The organism is Maribacter sp. 2-571 (assembly GCF_050589625.1).
Classification (GTDB): domain Bacteria; phylum Bacteroidota; class Bacteroidia; order Flavobacteriales; family Flavobacteriaceae; genus Pelagihabitans.
The window spans coordinates 1-595 of sequence record NZ_JBNGOP010000092.1 but is presented as its reverse complement, the minus strand read 5'-3'; the positions used below and the strand labels follow the sequence as shown (position 1 = coordinate 595).

Annotated in this window: 1 protein-coding gene; it reads left to right on the top strand. The window is 60.2% G+C overall.

Features of this window, described 5'->3' with window-relative positions; translation table 11 throughout:
- Positions 1 to 185: 185 nt before the first annotated feature.
- The coding region (locus ACRD7P_RS21020; RefSeq protein ID WP_430909775.1) for a phosphopantetheine-binding protein at positions 186 to 595 on the top strand (410 nt) is incomplete at its 3' end.

Genomic DNA, 595 nt, shown 5'->3' with positions numbered 1-595 from the left:
ATCGGTTCATTTCGAACCCTTTCGATGCTTCGGGCGGGGGCAGTCTGTACCGTACCGGGGACCTTGTACGTTGGTTGTCCGATGGGAACATCGAGTTCATCGGCCGCAAGGACGACCAGGTGAAGGTGCGTGGCTACCGTATCGAACTGGGGGACGTGGAGCATGCGCTCCAGGCGGTCCCCACGGTGCGCGAGTGTAGCGTATCGGCCCATGCCGATGGGAACGGGAACAAGCGCTTGGTGGGCTATGTGGTGATCGATGGGGACTTTGACAAGGTCGCATTGCAGGAGGGGCTCAAGGATTCCCTTCCGGAGTACATGGTACCGCAGCTGTGGGTCTCCTTGGACGCACTTCCCTTGACGGTGAACGGAAAGGTGGACAGGAAGGCGTTGCCGCTTCCTGAGCTTTCCGAGCAGTCGACGGTCGAGTACGTAGCGCCGCGCAACGATGTGGAGCAACAGCTGGTCGCTATCTGGCAGGAGCTCTTGGGCGTGGAAAAGGTGGGCGTGTACGACGATTTCTTCGAGCTGGGCGGTCACAGCCTTTTGGCGACCCGTTTCGTATCGATGGTGCGCACGCGCATGGAGGTGGAACT